Below are 15,807 nucleotides of genomic sequence, written 5' to 3' on the forward strand. Positions count from 1 at the left end.
GATCGTCCCTACATCGATCCTAACCCCGACATTCCCTTCTTTATCCCCGATCCCCTGCAACCTGGGCAGAAGATAGTCAACCCTGAAAAGGTCTATTACGCCTACTGGGTTAAGGATATCAACCTTAGCGGAAATCAAACCGTTGAGTTCAACACCAGCAAGTATGCTATCCGCCTCTATGTCAGCGGCAACATCGCCCTTACAGGTCAAGCAGCGATTCAAAACATCTGTGACCCCGATAGTTCCACCTGTGGTACCGGTGCCAATATGGGTCTTCCCAGGGGTATAGGTACACCGGATCGCCTACGGATTTATGGCAATCCTCCCGATCCCGACAATGCCAGGCCGGATCAGGTATTTACCCTCAGTGGCGGTGCTACCGCCGGCAGTCTCTTTGTCTATGCTCCGGATGCCAAAGTGGGGATTAACGGTGGCAGTAACAATCCCGATAAAGTGGGGATTAACGGTGGCAGTAACAATCCCGATATTTTCGGAGCCGTGTGGGCCAAGGAATGGAATGGCTCAAGTTCCAATAACGCTGAAATTCGGGTGCCCGATCGCCTGCCGGAAGCCTTGGGCGGTCAGTATGCCAATGCCTCAATTGTTGTGGCACGAACCACAGAGGCTAGCAACTGGAACCGCCTAGCACAGTACTAAACTTTGGAGGCAGTGTTGCAGTGTTGATGGCTCATCCTAAATTCTATTTCCACTGGCTGGTGCAGCAGCGGGGGCGCGGGTTTACCCTGGGGGAGGTCTTGGCTTCTATTTTGGTGATTGGCCTATTTACCCTAGCGGCAATGCAGGCCATTGTTGTCGCTGCCTTTTTCCAAGCCGATGCCCGTAAATTTGCCGAGGCTAGCAACTGGATCCAAGACGATCTGGAAAATATTAAAATTGTTGCCTACGACCTCTGCCAAACCCAGTATGCCCAACGCAAGCTAGCAACATCTGCTCAACCGAGTGACACTACCTTAACCCTGGCACTCATTTCACCTGGTGAAAGCGATTACGATCAAGCCATGCCTCCAGAGTATCGGCCCAGGGGTGCCTGTGAGGTCACTTCAGCCACGGCTGGGTTTCGAGTGGGCGATCGTGTTCTCATTGGTTCGGACGCGGGCACACGCCGCATTGTCTCTATATCAACACCCAACACCATTACCTTAGACTCGCCAGTAGGGGTCTATCGGGGGGTGGGGACTCGTGTCTATGCCCGCTGTCGGATTCAGCCCAATGAAACCAATGGCATTGATGGTGGCTTTGGCGCCTACCTGCAAACCTTGATTCCACCGATGAATAGCAGCAATAATAGTCGCCCCATTGTCAATGAGACGTATACGATGACGCGCACACTGACTACCCGTGCCCAAGCACCCTTCCAAACTTTAGAGCTGGCCTATGCTGTGCGCAATAGTAGGAATCGCATTGTTGCTCAACTATCAACCGAGGTGGTGCCCAATGCATTTTTTCGCTGTCCATAAGCAGGGCATGACCCTGATTGAAATCCTGATTGTGCTGACGGTGGCCGTTATTTTAGCGCTGGCTATCACCCCTAGCTTTCTTTATTGGCTGGAAACGCAGCGGGTCAACCAGGCCCTTGATAGCTTAGAGGGGGCACTGCGGGAAGCACAGCGGGAAGCGATGCGGCGCAATCAAACCTGTCGGGTAGCCATTAATACCGGCGTCAATCCCATCATTGCCGGCCAGCCACCCCAATGTCTGCCCAATGGTCCGCGCCAACTGCAACATGTGACCCTGCGTCGCAATGATGGAACTGCCTCAGTGCAGTTTGGCTTTCAGGGGCGCACCAGTAGTACCGGTACGATTGTGATTGCTGCCACCAATCATCCGACCCTTCAACGCTGTTTGGTGGTTTCCTTGGGGTTGGGCATCATGCGCACCGGCAATTACGTTGAAACCGACACCACGGGTACAACTGCCGATAACTGTCGAGAGCGCAATTAAGGAGCAGCAAGATGCAAGGTTGGCGCAGAGGCGATCGGGGCTTTACACTGACGGAGCTACTTGTGGCGGCTGCCGTTGGCGGTATTGTGGTGGCCATGAGTGGTTGGGCAATGGTAGCCATTCTGCAAAACAATCGCCGTATTGAAGAACAGGCAACTACCCGCATGAACCTGAGCCGTGCCCTTGACTTTATCTCCGATGACATTCGCTCAGCCATTCGCATTTCAACAACGGCACCCTCAGATTGGACAATTCCCAGTGGTGGCTACCAGTTGGTAATGTTTATCGAAAAACCAACAGATAACCTCGAGGAGCAGGAGAACGGCAATTTGGCCAGCACAACTCGTGTGGCCTACTACACTCGCCCCAAGACGAGTAGTGTGGTGTGGCGAGGCCCGATAATTCTCTATCGCCAGAAAATTGGCGATTCGACCCCCAATGCGCTCATTGATGGCATTGCCAACACCAGCCCCACCTGCACTAATAACTTGCCGGGTGCAATTGATAGTGGCACCAACAAGGGTGGATTTCGGGTTTTTGTGCAGCATAACCGTAACGTCAAGCTGTGTATTGCTGGTTTGGTGGCGTCAACAGGTGTTGTTTACCAAGCGGATACCCTCGCAGCGGTGCGATCCGGATCTGCTACTCCCTAGAGACAGCGCCGAGTCTTGAGACTCCCTATTTTAGGGCAGTGGCGGTGCGCTGGCAGTTCAAGTGATTGGCGCAGAGGTTGCAATTTGTCTCATTCTCTTTGCATTGTGAGCGAACTCTAACACTGATCGCTCCAAAGGTTTCCCGGTTGGTCATTCTTGATAGGGGAGGACAGGCGCGATCGCAAGCGGGAGTGTAGGATAGGGAAGGCGTCATTTAAACTATTTGGCTGCATTGTCCCTATGCCTCGTCGTACCGACATTTCAAAGATTCTCATGATTGGTTCGGGTCCCATTGTCATTGGTCAGGCCTGTGAATTTGACTATTCGGGCACCCAAGCCTGTAAGGCATTGCGCGAGGAAGGGTACGAGGTGGTCTTGATTAACTCCAACCCCGCCACCATCATGACGGATCCCGAGATCGCCGATCGCACCTACATTGAGCCGCTCACCCCGGAAATGGTGGAAAAGGTCATTGCCGCTGAACGCCCCGATGCCCTGCTGCCCACAATGGGAGGACAAACGGCGCTGAACATAGCGGTAGCGCTGGCCAAATCCGGTGTCCTCGATCGCTATGGGGTGGAGTTGATTGGCGCCAAATTGCCCGCTATTGAGATGGCCGAGGATCGCAAGCTCTTTAAGGAGGCCATGCAGCGAATTGGCGTGGGGGTGTGTCCGTCGGGCTTGGCCAATACCCTGGAAGAGGCGCGGGCGATCGCCCAAGAGATTGGGGTTTATCCCCTGATTATTCGACCGGCTTTTACCCTAGGGGGCACCGGTGGCGGCATTGCCTACAACCAAGAAGAATTTGAAGAAATTGCCGCTGCTGGTCTCGATGCCAGTCCTGTCTCGCAAATTCTCATTGAGCAGTCCCTCATTGGCTGGAAAGAATACGAGCTGGAAGTGATGCGGGACATGGCTGATAACGTGGTCATCATCTGCTCCATTGAGAACCTGGACCCCATGGGCATCCACACCGGCGACTCGATCACCGTTGCCCCGGCCCAAACCCTGACGGACAAAGAATACCAGCGGCTGCGGGATGCCTCGATCAAAATTATTCGTGAAATTGGTGTAGAGACCGGCGGATCGAACATTCAGTTTGCTGTTAACCCCGAAACTGGGGAAGTGATTGTCATTGAAATGAATCCCCGGGTTTCCCGTTCTTCGGCACTGGCCTCAAAGGCAACAGGCTTTCCCATTGCCAAAATCGCAGCAAAATTGGCTGTGGGCTATACGCTGCCGGAAATCCCCAACGACATTACCCAAAAAACTCCCGCCAGCTTTGAACCCACGATTGACTATGTGGTTACCAAAATTCCCCGCTTTGCCTTTGAAAAGTTTCCCGGCTCCCCGCCCGTCCTCACTACCCAAATGAAGTCTGTGGGTGAAGCCATGGCCATTGGCCGCACCTTCCAAGAGTCCTTGCAAAAAGCCCTGCGATCGCTGGAAATAGGTCGAGCCGGCTGGGGGTGCGATCGCCCCGAAAAACTCCCTAGCCTTGAGCAACTGCGGGGGAAACTGCGCACGCCAAATCCAGATCGCATCTTTGCCATTCGCCACGCCTTCCTCTTGGGGATGACCGTTGAGGAAGTTTATGAACTAACGGCCATTGATCCGTGGTTTTTGCGGCAGATGCAGGGACTCCTAGAAACAGAGAAATTTCTTAAGCGCAGCAAACTGGAGCAACTCACGGCCGATGATCTCTGGCGGATCAAGCAACAGGGCTTTAGTGATGCCCAAATTGCCTATGCTACGAAAACCACTGACGATCAGGTGCGAACCTATCGCCAATCCTTGGGTGTCATTCCCGTCTATAAAACTGTAGACACCTGTGCCGCCGAGTTTGAGGCTTATACCCCCTACTACTACTCCACCTACGAGCGACCTGTGGAGCAAATTAACCCTGAGAGCGGCGACGTTGAGCTGCTACCGCCACAATCGGAAGTGCTGCCCCCCCGCAAGCCGCGGGTGATGATTCTAGGATCAGGGCCGAACCGCATTGGCCAAGGAATTGAATTTGATTACTGCTGCTGCCATGCTGCCTACGCGCTGCGGGCCGATGACTATGAAACCATCATGGTCAACTCCAACCCTGAGACGGTTTCTACTGACTACGACACCAGCGATCGCCTCTACTTTGAACCTCTGACTAAGGAAGATGTCCTCAACATTATTGAAGTGGAGCGGCCCGTCGGCATCATTATTCAGTTTGGCGGTCAAACCCCCCTCAAGCTGGCGTTACCCTTGCAACGGTACCTTGAACAGCAGGGCGATCGCCTCGGAACCCAAATCTGGGGCACTTCACCTGACTCCATTGATATTGCTGAGGACCGCGAACGTTTCGAGAAAATTTTGCGGGAGCTCAACATCCCCCAACCCCCCAACGGCACTGCTCGCAGTTATGCCGAAGCCCTGAGCATTGCCCAGCGGATTGGCTATCCAGTGGTGGTGCGCCCCAGTTATGTGCTCGGTGGTCGGGCAATGGAAATTGTCTATTCCAATGGGGAACTGGAACACTATATGAACGCAGCGGTGCAGGTGGAGCCAGAGCGACCCATCCTCATTGATAAGTATCTGGAAAACGCAATTGAAGTGGATGTGGATGCCATTGCCGATGCAACGGGCAGGGTAGTCATTGGTGGGATTATGGAACACATCGAGCAAGCGGGGATTCACTCTGGGGATTCTGCCTGTAGCTTGCCCACCCAATCGCTGTCTCCTGCGGTTTTGGAGACCATCCGCACCTGGAGTATTGCCCTTGCCAAGGCGCTCAAAGTGGTGGGGCTGATGAACCTCCAACTGGCAGTACAAGGGGAGCAAGTCTATATTTTGGAGGCCAACCCGCGGGCCTCCCGGACGGTGCCCTTTGTCTCGAAGGCGATCGGCATTCCCCTGGCTAAAGTTGCTGCTCGGCTGATGTCAGGGAAAACCCTGGCGGAACTCAATTTCCTCAATGAGAAGATTCCCAACCATGTCGCCGTCAAGGAAGCTGTCCTCCCCTTTGAAAAATTTGCCGGTACCGATACGGTGCTAGGGCCAGAAATGCGCTCCACGGGTGAGGCCATGGGGATTGATATGACCTTTGGGGCTGCCTATGCCAAGTCCCAACTGGCAGCCAATCAAAGGTTACCTTTGCAGGGAACCGTTTTTGTGTCGATGGGCGATCGCGACAAAGCAGCAATTGTGCCTGTGGTTCAAGAGTTGCAGTCTCTTGGCTTTCAGATTATTGCCACTGAAGGAACCCGCAATGCCTTGCTTGAGGCAGGGCTGAGCAATATAGAACTCATCCTCAAGCTCCATGAAGGGCGTCCCCATGTCCTCGATGCCATTAAAAATGGGCAAATTCACCTGATTCTGAATACACCCTCCGGTCAGGAAGCCCGTACCGATGCCCAATTGATTCGTCGCACTGCCCTTGCCTATAAAATTCCGATTGTGACGACGATTGCCGGTGCGAAGGCAACGGCTGCCGCCATTAAAACCCTGCAAACCTCAACCCTAGGGGTACGGGCACTTCAAGACTACCATCGGGTGGAATGCTAAACATTGGTTTTGGCAATTACGTCTCACCGCAGCGCCTGCTGGCGATCGTGAGTCCTGACTCTGCCCCGATCAAACGCCTGATTCTTGAGGCACGGGAGCACCATCATCTCATTGATGCCACCCACGGGCGGCGAACTCGTGCCGTACTGGTGTTGGATGGCGAGATGATCGTCCTCTCAGCCTTACATCCTGAAACACTAGTGGCACGCCTCAGTCCACCCGCCTAGCCACGGTGTGCAAGGGCCAACTTCCCCCTCGCGAAAGCTGATATCTAAAATTTCCCTTGCAGGGCGCTTTCACAGCGATCGCACAACTGGGGATGCAAGGCGGATTGTCCCACACTTTCAGAATAATTCCAGCAGCGGACACATTTCTGACCTTGGGCATGGCCAACGCCAATCCATAGCCCCTCCGCTTCAAGAACATAGGGCACGTCCACCGCTTGCCGTTGCGGCATCAGCTCCACCTGGGACACCAAGAAGAGATAGCGCAGTTCATCCACCCCATTACCCCTGAGGGCGTCCCTGGGATTCATCTGTGCGAGGCGATCGCGCCATTCAGAATCGGCAATGTAGAGCCACACTTTTGCCTCCAAAGAAGAGCCAATCAGCTTTTCTGCACGGGCCTGTTCGAGCACCTTGTTCACTTCGAGGCGCAATTGCCGCAGGTGTTGCCACTCACTAGCTAGCCCCGGATCGTGCCACTGGGCCGGAAGCTCTACCCAACCACTTTGAAACACTGAAAGATAGGGGGTTTTGAAGGGTAAATGCTGCCAAATATCCTCGGCTAAGTGGGGGAGCACTGGGGCAATGGCACGGGCTAAGTTTTGAACGGCAATGGCAAGTACGGTTTGACAACTGCGGCGGCGATCGCTCGTGGCGGCACTGATGTACAACCGATCCTTGGCAATATCGAGATAAAAGTTCGAAAGATCAACAACACAAAGATTTTGAATGGTTTGGAAAAAGCGATAGAACTGAAAGCTATCAAAGGCCGCAGTCACTTCACTGAAGACTTCGTGCAGTCGATGCAGCATATAGCGATCCAAGGCCGGCAGTTGAGCATAGGGAATGGCATCCTGATTGGGGTTAAAGTCGTGGAGATTCCCTAGGAGAAAGCGAGCCGTGTTACGAATCTTGCGATAGACGTCCGCCAACTGCTTGAGAATATTTTTACCAATGGGCACATCGTTGGCGTAGTCCACGGAGGAAACCCACAGCCGCAGTACATCGGCACCATAGGGAGGGTCTTGCTTCTGGTTTTTACCCCCCTCGATCACTTCGCGGGGATCCGTGACATTGCCGAGGGACTTGCTCATTTTTCGCCCCTGCTCATCGAGGACAAAGCCGTGGGTCAGGACGGCCTTGTAGGGAGCTTGACCTTTAACGGCAACCCGTGTCAGCAATGAGGATTGGAACCAGCCGCGGTGCTGATCAGAGCCTTCGAGGTAGAGGTCTGCCTGCTGATCGCCGAGAACCGCTGCCCAAGAGGTTCCGGAGTCAAACCAGACATCCATGGTGTCCGTTCCCTTTTCGTAGCGATCCGCTTGATCTCGCAGGGATTCGGGAAGCAATTCAGCAACGGAGAGTTCCCACCAAGCATCGGACCCGCGATCGCGAATAATGGCTTGCACATGGGCAATGGTTTCTGCTGTTAGCAGGGGTTCCCCGGTTTCTTTGTCATAAAAGACGGGGATGGGCACGCCCCAACTGCGCTGACGCGAAATACACCAATCGGACCGCTCCGCCACCATTGCCGTAATGCGGTTTTCCCCTTGGGCAGGAATCCACTTCACCTCAGCGATCGCCCTGAGTGCCGCATCGCGAAAGCCCTCAACGGAAGCAAACCACTGTTCCGTGGCGCGGAAGATAGTGGGTTTCTTTGTCCGCCAGTCATAGGGATACTTATGCACATAGGGTTCCTCCTTTAGGAGCGCCCCACACTCCTGCAAAGCCGCAATGACCGCTTCATTGCCTTCCTGGAGAACATTGAGACCGGCAAATGGTCCTGCTTCCGCCGTAAAGCAGCCATTCTCATCCACCGGCGACAGGATTGGCAAACCGTAGCGCTGACCGACAGCATAGTCTTCTAAGCCATGGCCAGGAGCAGTGTGCACCAGACCGGTGCCCGATTCCGTGGTCACATAGTTACCGCCAATAACAATTTTGCCCTCGCGCTCAAAGAGGGGATGGCGATAGCGCGCATTTTCCAAGTCAGCCCCTTTGGCGGTGGCCACCACCGTGAGCATGCCACCAAGGATGTCACTCAGCCGCTTTACGAGAGCCTTGGCAACAATTAAATACTTGTAGCGGCCACTGGGCTTAGCCTCCACAAGGGCATAGGTGAGATCGGGATTGACACTCACAGCCAAGTTCGCCGGAATCGTCCAGGGGGTTGTTGTCCAAATGGCAACCCCCAATTTCCCTAGGGCTTGATACCAAGCCTTGGCTAGCCCCTGGGGCAGCTCAATCACCTCAAAAGCGGCATACAGACTGCGGGAGGTGTGCCCTTCGGGATATTCCAGTTCGGCTTCGGCGAGGGCAGTTTTTGAGCTGGGACTCCAGTGCACCGGTTTCAGGCCGCGATAGATATAGCCCCGCAGCACCATTTCGCCAAAGACACCGATTTGGGCGGCCTCATAGTCGGGGGTAAGCGTCAGATAGGGGTGTGCCCAGTCGCCCCAAACCCCATAGCGCTGGAAGCTCTGCTTTTGCTCGGCGACGGTTTTGAGGGCAAATTCCTTGGCCTGTTGGCGGAGAGTGAGGGGCGTTAGCTGCGCCCGCTGTTCCGGTTTCAGGTTTTGCAGCACCTTGAGTTCAATGGGTAGGCCGTGGCAGTCCCAGCCAGGGCGGTAGTGAACCTTGCGTCCCCGCAGCAGTTGGTACTTGTTGATGATGTCCTTGAGAATTTTATTGAGGGCATGGCCAATGTGGAGGGCGCCATTGGCATAGGGGGGGCCATCGTGAAGAATAAAGACCTCCCCCGGATTCCTTTGCTGAAGCGTTTCATAAATTTGGTGCTGTGCCCAAAAGGCCTGCAATTGGGGTTCCCGTGTTGCTGCATTTGCCCGCATTTCAAACGTGGTTTGGGGCAAGTTGACGGTGTCTTTGTAGTCGGGGGTCGCATCAGTCATGGGTGGGTACAGCGGGGTATGATTGTTTCAGGGCAAGAAAAACTTGGCAATGGATTCAATTGTAGGGGAACTGTTCTGATTCACTCAAGGATGATTTCCGTTCTAGGCTTGGATCTGGGGCGCAAGCGTATTGGCGTGGCCGGGTGCGATCGCCTGGGGCAGTTGGCCGCAGGCATTACAACGATTCATCGCCGCAATTTTGCCAGTGATGTGGCGCAGCTTCGGCAGATTTGTCAAGAGCGAGGGGTGGAAAAGTTAATTGTGGGCTTGCCCTACACCCTGGATGGTCAATTGGGTTCCCAGGCCCGCCAGGTGCAACATTTGGCGGCAAAAATTGGCGCAGCCTTGAACTTGCCGGTGGAATATGTAGATGAGCGGCTCACCTCCTTTCAAGCGGAGGAAATCCTTAAACAACGCCGGCGATCGCCCCGTCAGCACAAGGATTTAGTGGATCAAATTGCCGCTGCCCTGATTTTGCAACAATGGCTCGATACCCGTTTGCAAACCGCAAGATCAACACTGGCACCCCCTGACCCGCAGCTATAACTGATAATTAATTTGTAACTGTTGTAATTTTATTGTAATTAATTTATATATTCCCAAATGACTGGGCACGATCCACAACTGAGCTACCATGCACGGGGCTGAAACTGCGTATCATTGAGAATCACCACCCCGTCTCCCGACTGTGCCAACACAAACCATCCCTGCCGATAGGCATAGCGAGCTACCTCAGGCGGCACAATCATCCCCGCCACTGCTCCCAAGAGTCTGGTGTCACGATACTGGTGAGCCAAATGACGAAATTTAGCAATGCGCTCTAGATGCTCATCCACATCCCCTTGGCTCAGTTTCGTTTTTACCTCGACGAGAACCGCTTCATCTGTATTGACCACCAGCAGATCAACTTCTAAACTCTCGTTGCCATCTTGGAGAATGACATCGCTGTAAAGTTGAGAGACGGCAATCCCTCGACTTTGAAATAAACGTAGTACCGCTGGTCGTACCTGCCATTCCACAAACTCTCCTAGACGATTGCCCAGTTTCCCCAGTTGCTGGTTGAGTTGACGAGCTTCTTCCCGCAGCAATCGCTCCGTTTCTTGGAAACGTCGGTCAGTTTCCTGAAATCGCCGATCCGTTTCTTGAAAGCGGCGTTCCGTTTCTTGAAAGCGACGTTCGGTTTCCTTTTGAGCTTCTAACAGCTCCCCTAATAATCGCCAAACATCTTCAGGGGTGTATGGCTTTGTCATTGCTTGATTGACGGGATTAATTTACTGGGCCTTGCTTGAAAGCTGCGCACCTTGAGTGAGGAAATGAAAAGGGAACTTAGAAAATATCTTTTATCTTAAATCCTTTTAAATCCTTTGCGGTAGCATCTATCTATCACTTTCCTTTGAAATAACTCTCAATGAACCTAGAAACACTGCGCGCCTATCATGACACCTACCCTGCCCTACTGAATAAGATCTACCTCAACTATGGGGGTCAAGGGCCGCTGCACCAAGACACCTGGCAGGCTATTCGCGAAAGCGATCGCCACATTCAACAACAGGGTCCCTTTGCCAATCGGGTCTTTCCGTGGTTAAGCCAACAACTGCACAGCCTGCGCACAGCCCTAGCACAGCTATTGGGAACAACCCCAGAAACGATTGCCCTCACCGATTCGGTTACCACTGGCTGCAACATTGTTTTGTGGGGCCTCAACTGGCAAGCGGGTGATCATCTGCTGATTTCCAACTGTGAGCATCCGGGGGTAGTGGCGATTACCGAGCAATTGGCGCGGCGATTGGGGGTGGTTGTGGATCGGGTTGCCTTTTGGCCGTGGTGTGACGATGAAGTAGCCGCCATTGAAGCCCAACTCCACCCCCGCACCCGCTTAGTCGTCCTCAGTCATTTGCTGTGGAATACAGGGAAACTGTTGCCGTTGGAGAAGATTGTTGACGTTTGCCACCGTCGCGGCATCCAAGTCTTGGCGGATGGCGCCCAAAGTGTCGGCATGGTACCCCTAAATTTACCAGCCTTGGGCGTAGATTACTATGCCTTTACGGGACACAAGTGGTGCTGTGGGCCCGCAGGACTCGGAGGGCTCTATATTCGGCGCGATCGCCTAGCCACATTGGAACCCACCTTTATTGGCTGGCGCAGCATTCATCAGACCCGTAATGCCCAACCGGCGGGCTGGAAGGAGGATGCCAGTCGCTTTGAGGTGGCCACAACCGCCTTTTCCTTGGTACCGGGGCTAATGACTGCCCTGCGAGTGCATGATCAATGGGGGACCGCCCAAGGGCGATATGAGCGCATTTGTGAGCTGAGCCATCACCTCTGGCAACGGTTACGGGGTATGGTGGGTTTGACCTGTCTTAGTCCTGTGCCGCCCCCCTCCGGCTTGGTAGCCTTTCAGCTGGCCAATGGTCAGCATCGCCAATTGGTACAAGACCTTGAGGCAGAGAATATCTTGGTGCGGGAATTGCTCTATCCTCCCTCGGTGCGTGCCTGTGTCCATTACTTTACGTTGCCGGAGGAGAGCGATCGCTTTGTTGCTGGCCTAGAACGGTGGCTTCAGAATCATCCTTAGGAAGCTGAGGAATTGAAAGAATTGAATTAGAGCGATTCTCCAATGACCTACCCTATTGGCCAAAGCTCAACAGGAAAATTGTGCTTGCCGTGCGGCAATGTCAGCGATCGCCTGCTTGAGAATGCGATGCTCCTGGACTTGAATGCGGGCATGGAGGGTTGCAGGGGTATCATCGGGGAGAACAGGCACCGCTGCCTGAACCAAAATCGGGCCACTATCCACTTCCTCTGCCACCAGATGTACCGTACAGCCCGTAATCTTGACGCCAGCAGCAAGGGCCTGCTCAACGGCATGCAGCCCGCGAAAACTGGGCAGCAAACTAGGATGCAGGTTAATGACCCGCTGGGGATAGGCATTCAGCAGTACCGGTGTAACAATGCGCATCCAACCGGCCATGACCACCCACTCTACTTCATAGGCCTTGAGGGTTTCGACAATAGCGGCATCCAGACTTTCACGGTTGGGATAGTGGCGATGGTTAAGGAGAACGCTAGGAATTTGCCACTGTTTTGCTCGCTCGGCCACAAAGGCGTTGGGATTGTTGTAAATCAACACTTGAATCTGGGCAGCTAGTTCACCAGCGGCGATCGCCTCCGCAAGGGCAGCAAAATTGGACCCACTCCCGGAGGCCAACACCCCCAATCGCAGGGGGCGGCAAGGAAGAGTATTTTCGGGTGCCGCTGGCACAACCAGAGCCTCACTCGACATGACGGGCATGGCGGATTTCGCTGTTCAATAATTCTAAAGCCTTGGCCACCATTGGATCCGTGGGTCGTGCCACCAAGTTAGGATTGAGGCGCAATTCCAGATCGCTCCTGGGATCGCCCGTCACCAGCACATCGGGAGTGATGCCCGCCCCTGTAATATCCCGACCCTTGGGGGTCAGATAGCGCGCCACCGTCACCAGGAGGGCAGACCCATCCCCCAGTTCATGAACCGCTTGGACGCGCACCTTACCAAATGTAGGCGTGCCCACAACGACTGCTCGCCCCTGATCCTGCAAAGCACCCGCCAAAATTTCACTGGCACTGGCAGAGGCCTGATTCACTAAAACCACAAGGGGCAACTGAGTCAAGGCACGTTGGCGGGCACGAATCGTCTCTTCCCGCTGGTTTTGTTGAATGCGCACGATTACCCCAGAATCCAGCCATTGGCGGCTAATTTCAATCCCTGCTTCGAGGAGTCCGCCCGGATTATGGCGCAGATCCAGGATAAAGCCTTGCACCTTCTCCCGTTGTAAGATTTCGATCGCCTCTTGCATCTGTTGATGGGAGCGGCTATTAAAACCACTGAGGCGGATGTAGCCCACACGGGGAGAGTTGAGGATTTGAAAATTCACCGTACGGGGAATCTCGCCAGCGCGCGTCAATTCAACACTAAAGGGTTGAGGCCTGCCCTCACGGCGCACCAGCAGATGCAACTTGCTGCCCGCCGGCCCCCGCAGCATCAATGTGGCCCGCTCCAATGTTAAGCGATCGCTACTACGACCATTGATAGCTAGAATTTCATCCCCCACCTTCAGATCGGCCCTGGCCGCCACCGACCCCGCTTCAATGGCCTGAATGCGAAAGAGTTCCCCCGACTCCACGAGGGCAAGACCCACATCCACCTGCTGGCCTTGGGTTTGCAGGAGCAGTTGACGGTACTCTTGAGGGGGCAGAAAGCGGGTGTAGGGATCATTGAGACGGACAAGGGTTTGCTGAATCACCCGATAGGCAGCTTCGCGATCGCCATAGGATCGGGAGAGCAATTCCTGACGAAGGGCCTGCCAGTCAAGACGATTAAAGCTGCGATCTAGATAGCTTCTATAGATAATTTGCCACGCCTCATCCACCAAGGCCTTGGGGGCATCCTTGAGCGTAGAGGTACCCGCCACTGCTGGCGGCATCCCCAATAGCGCAACACCCACTCCCAAAAGTGCCCAGTGTTTCACCCGCCAAATCCATCTAAAACGCCTCGCTCCTATTTATTCTATCGTTCCCCCATAAAAAATCCCCCTCACGGGGAGGGGGAAGGCATTAAAAGCTAGAAGCTAAAGGTCGTGCGGATAGCACCCACAACAATGGCATCGTTATTTGAGTTACTGTTGGGGTTAAAAATGGCAATTACCCCCGGCGTCACCGAGAGATTCTTGGAGACGGCAAAGCGGTAAAAGCCCTCTAGGTGATAGGAATTAAACTGAGTGTAGCTCTCTCCAGGAACACCCGGGACATTGGTAATGCTGATGAGCTGCGGCGGCTGACCAAAGACCAAGCCCGCCAAGTCGCCCTTGCGCCAGAGGTCTGGCGAAGCAAAGGTAATAGCCCAGTTGACGATCTCCGCTTCGCGCCGTGGTCCTGCCAGTCGCACCTGATAGACGTTGGCGTAGCCAGCCCAGCCTGCCAGATTCAACTGCTTAATCGGCCGGTAGGTAAACTGGAAACCCACTGAATCAGCCGCCTGAGCAGCCACACCAAGATTAAGCGGATTCGCTGCAGAGCGCGCAAGCGAACTCCCTGTACCCCCAAAGGGATCTAAACCGTAGGAGTGGACGTAGGTGACCCCGAGGGCTAAATTCTTAATGGGTTGAACATCCACCTGCGCCAGAGCCGCATAGGCACCGTCAAAGAAGCCATTCAAACCATTGTTAGCGTTTGCATCGGGAGCATTTGCATTTGGGGCAAGGTAGCCCACGTTAAGGGTAACGCCCGTACCGCGCTTTTTGTTTTGCAGAACGTTGTACTTAAAGGTCACGCCCGCCGCATTGGCAGCGCTGCCTGCGCGGTAGATGGGGTTAAAGCGGCCAAAGCGAGACAGGGCACCGGTGTCACTGGATTGTAGGAAGGGATTGAAGTTATTGATGTTGTCGTTGAACTCACCCCCTACAAAGTCAAGAATCATCTGACCCCGAGAGGTCACCGGGAAGCTGTAGAATGCTTTTTGCAGCTCAAATTGGTTATTGTTATTGCCATCATAGCCGAGGCGCCCCATGTTGGTATTCGTTAATGCTGAGTAGGGAGTAATATTGGCTGCCTGCAACCGCAACCGCAGACGGTCTTTGCCGTAGAAGCTGGTATCAAAGTTCAGGCGTACGCGGGTGTTAGCAACAACGTTGCTCTGGAATGTTGCTTGAGGTCCAGGTGCTCCGGGACGCAGCGCTTGGCCATCCGTCAACACATCTGAAATGTTGAAAATTACCGTGGCATTGAGTTTCGTGAGGGTTGCAAATTGCCGTGCTTCCAACTGAGCAGTGCGAGCCTCTAGCTTATCTACCCGACCGCGCAGGGTCGCCAATTCAGCCTTGAACTCATCCATCAGGCGCCGCAGGGTGGCGAGGTCTTCCTTGGTGGCAAAGCGATCGCTGATCACGTCCAAGCAGGCGTTCAAAGCCGCAGCCATTTCATAACGGGTGGCTGCCCGATTACCCCGGAAAGTGCCATCGGGATAGCCGGCAATACAGCCGTATTTCTCTACCAGTGACGCCAAGGCTTGATAGGCCCAATCGGTGGGGCTGACATCCGAAAGCTGGGACACAGAAGTCACTTGCCCCATAGTGGAGGTGGCAGCATCATCTACCTTTAGATTCGCCACCGAGGGTAGGGGCAGCTTGTTACCGTGGTTCTGAGCAATTAACGTCGTGTTTTGGGGCAGCGGGGTTAAGGATTCAGCCGCTGCGGTTGGGGCTGGCAACTGTGCACCACCAGAATTAGCCGCTACAGTATCGGCTGCCATAGCCGACCCTACAAAGGTTCCTAACAACACAGCAGGGGAGGCCAAGGCCAAGCCTAGGAAAATACGGGACATAACACTGTACTCCTTCACTCCTCAATGAGCTTCTCCTAGGGAATGAATCCCTAAGAATAGATTTTGTTCATCCTAACCGAGATGAGCGCTAAAGTTATCCATCTGCTAGTAGGCTGAGCTATCAGACTTACCGACAGAGACTTTAGCGCATCTCATAG

At 54.1% G+C, this 15,807-nt stretch carries 12 protein-coding genes and 1 pseudogene; 8 read left to right on the forward strand and 5 right to left on the reverse strand.

Annotated elements, in window-relative coordinates:
* The 6 genes and pseudogenes from IGQ16_RS00525 to IGQ16_RS00550 all read left to right on the forward strand — a co-directional run.
* A pseudogene (locus IGQ16_RS00525) lies at nucleotides 1–657 on the forward strand (hypothetical protein); the annotation flags it as partial.
* 26 nt (nucleotides 658–683) lie between these two features.
* Complete coding sequence (locus IGQ16_RS00530) at nucleotides 684–1,478, forward strand: hypothetical protein (RefSeq protein ID WP_297041278.1); 795 nt, start codon at nucleotides 684–686, stop codon at nucleotides 1,476–1,478.
* Complete coding sequence (locus IGQ16_RS00535) at nucleotides 1,456–1,962, forward strand: GspH/FimT family pseudopilin (protein WP_024125437.1); 507 nt, start codon at nucleotides 1,456–1,458, stop codon at nucleotides 1,960–1,962. Before IGQ16_RS00530 ends, IGQ16_RS00535 begins: the two co-directional genes overlap by 23 nt.
* Before the next feature lie 11 nt (nucleotides 1,963–1,973).
* The gene (locus IGQ16_RS00540) at nucleotides 1,974–2,615 is read left to right on the forward strand and encodes a type II secretion system protein J (protein WP_024125438.1); all 642 of its coding nucleotides are present in this window, start codon (nucleotides 1,974–1,976) and stop codon (nucleotides 2,613–2,615) included.
* A 240-nt stretch (nucleotides 2,616–2,855) separates the two neighbouring features.
* The gene (carB, locus tag IGQ16_RS00545) at nucleotides 2,856–6,158 is read left to right on the forward strand and encodes a carbamoyl-phosphate synthase large subunit (RefSeq protein WP_024125439.1); all 3,303 of its coding nucleotides are present in this window, start codon (nucleotides 2,856–2,858) and stop codon (nucleotides 6,156–6,158) included.
* Complete coding sequence (locus IGQ16_RS00550) at nucleotides 6,152–6,385, forward strand: DUF370 domain-containing protein (protein WP_024125440.1); 234 nt, start codon at nucleotides 6,152–6,154, stop codon at nucleotides 6,383–6,385. Before carB ends, IGQ16_RS00550 begins: the two co-directional genes overlap by 7 nt.
* Nucleotides 6,386–6,429: 44 nt before the next feature.
* Here IGQ16_RS00550 and ileS read toward each other — a convergent pair whose 3' ends face one another.
* Nucleotides 6,430–9,291, reverse strand: a complete 2,862-nt coding sequence (ileS, locus tag IGQ16_RS00555) for an isoleucine--tRNA ligase (RefSeq protein ID WP_297041276.1) — start codon at nucleotides 9,289–9,291, stop codon at nucleotides 6,430–6,432.
* 90 nt (nucleotides 9,292–9,381) lie between these two features.
* Here ileS and ruvX point away from each other — a divergent pair, with 90 nt between their 5' ends.
* Nucleotides 9,382–9,837 carry a Holliday junction resolvase RuvX gene (ruvX, locus tag IGQ16_RS00560; protein WP_297059832.1) on the forward strand — a complete coding sequence of 152 codons (456 nt, stop codon included), beginning with the start codon at nucleotides 9,382–9,384 and terminating at the stop codon, nucleotides 9,835–9,837.
* Nucleotides 9,838–9,920: 83 nt separating this feature from the next.
* On the opposite strand, the gene IGQ16_RS00565 is transcribed toward ruvX, so the two are convergent.
* The gene (locus IGQ16_RS00565; RefSeq protein ID WP_297059833.1) at nucleotides 9,921–10,541 is read right to left on the reverse strand and encodes a hypothetical protein; all 621 of its coding nucleotides are present in this window, start codon (nucleotides 10,539–10,541) and stop codon (nucleotides 9,921–9,923) included.
* A 158-nt stretch (nucleotides 10,542–10,699) separates the two neighbouring features.
* Between IGQ16_RS00565 and IGQ16_RS00570 the strand changes: the two genes are divergently transcribed.
* Complete coding sequence (locus IGQ16_RS00570; protein ID WP_297059834.1) at nucleotides 10,700–11,866, forward strand: aminotransferase class V-fold PLP-dependent enzyme; 1,167 nt, start codon at nucleotides 10,700–10,702, stop codon at nucleotides 11,864–11,866.
* A gap of 66 nt (nucleotides 11,867–11,932) precedes the next feature.
* On the opposite strand, the gene purN is transcribed toward IGQ16_RS00570, so the two are convergent.
* The 3 genes from purN to IGQ16_RS00585 all read right to left on the reverse strand — a co-directional run bounded on the left by purN (nucleotide 11,933) and on the right by IGQ16_RS00585 (nucleotide 15,649).
* Nucleotides 11,933–12,574, reverse strand: a complete 642-nt coding sequence (gene purN, locus IGQ16_RS00575) for a phosphoribosylglycinamide formyltransferase (protein WP_225871810.1) — start codon at nucleotides 12,572–12,574, stop codon at nucleotides 11,933–11,935.
* Nucleotides 12,564–13,799 (reverse strand): S41 family peptidase, encoded by a 1,236-nt coding sequence (locus tag IGQ16_RS00580; protein WP_024125446.1) that lies wholly within the window; start codon nucleotides 13,797–13,799, stop codon nucleotides 12,564–12,566. Before IGQ16_RS00580 ends, purN begins: the two co-directional genes overlap by 11 nt.
* Nucleotides 13,800–13,891: 92 nt before the next feature.
* A complete protein-coding gene (locus IGQ16_RS00585; RefSeq protein ID WP_297059838.1) occupies nucleotides 13,892–15,649 on the reverse strand; it encodes an iron uptake porin in 1,758 nt (585 codons plus the stop codon).
* Nucleotides 15,650–15,807 lie beyond the last annotated feature (158 nt).

This window comes from Thermosynechococcus sp. M3746_W2019_013, assembly GCF_015296045.1.
Taxonomy (GTDB): domain Bacteria; phylum Cyanobacteriota; class Cyanobacteriia; order Thermosynechococcales; family Thermosynechococcaceae; genus Thermosynechococcus.

Bases quoted from the DNA above. Each gene is read 5' to 3' on its own strand.
- IGQ16_RS00530 (WP_297041278.1), top strand. From the start codon at position 684: ATGGCTCATCCTAAATTCTATTTCCACTGGCTGGTGCAGCAGCGGGGG.
- ileS (WP_297041276.1), bottom strand. From the start codon at position 9,291: ATGACTGATGCGACCCCCGACTACAAAGACACCGTCAACTTGCCCCAA.
- purN (WP_225871810.1), bottom strand. From the start codon at position 12,574: ATGTCGAGTGAGGCTCTGGTTGTGCCAGCGGCACCCGAAAATACTCTT.
- IGQ16_RS00570 (WP_297059834.1), top strand. From the start codon at position 10,700: ATGAACCTAGAAACACTGCGCGCCTATCATGACACCTACCCTGCCCTA.
- carB (WP_024125439.1), top strand. From the start codon at position 2,856: ATGCCTCGTCGTACCGACATTTCAAAGATTCTCATGATTGGTTCGGGT.
- ruvX (WP_297059832.1), top strand. From the start codon at position 9,382: ATGATTTCCGTTCTAGGCTTGGATCTGGGGCGCAAGCGTATTGGCGTG.
- IGQ16_RS00535 (WP_024125437.1), top strand. From the start codon at position 1,456: ATGCATTTTTTCGCTGTCCATAAGCAGGGCATGACCCTGATTGAAATC.
- IGQ16_RS00585 (WP_297059838.1), bottom strand. From the start codon at position 15,649: ATGTCCCGTATTTTCCTAGGCTTGGCCTTGGCCTCCCCTGCTGTGTTG.
- IGQ16_RS00550 (WP_024125440.1), top strand. From the start codon at position 6,152: ATGCTAAACATTGGTTTTGGCAATTACGTCTCACCGCAGCGCCTGCTG.
- IGQ16_RS00540 (WP_024125438.1), top strand. From the start codon at position 1,974: ATGCAAGGTTGGCGCAGAGGCGATCGGGGCTTTACACTGACGGAGCTA.
- IGQ16_RS00565 (WP_297059833.1), bottom strand. From the start codon at position 10,541: ATGACAAAGCCATACACCCCTGAAGATGTTTGGCGATTATTAGGGGAG.